Raw genomic sequence first — 218 nt, forward strand, 5'->3', positions numbered from 1 at the left:
CACGGCCCAGACTCCTACGGGAGGCAGCAGTGGGGAATATTGCACAATGGGCGCAAGCCTGATGCAGCCATGCCGCGTGTATGAAGAAGGCCTTCGGGTTGTAAAGTACTTTCAGCGGGGAGGAAGGGTTGAGCCTGAACAGGGCTGGGCCTTGACGTTACCCGCAGAAGAAGCACCGGCTAACTCCGTGCCAGCAGCCGCGGTAATACGGAGGGTGC

General features: G+C 60.1%; 1 rRNA gene. It reads left to right on the forward strand.

What is annotated here, in order from left to right:
• Window positions 1–218, forward strand: a 16S ribosomal RNA gene (locus tag EAE93_RS25820); the annotation flags it as partial.

Source organism: Photorhabdus akhurstii (assembly GCF_018448925.1).
Classification (GTDB): Bacteria; Pseudomonadota; Gammaproteobacteria; order Enterobacterales; family Enterobacteriaceae; genus Photorhabdus; species Photorhabdus akhurstii.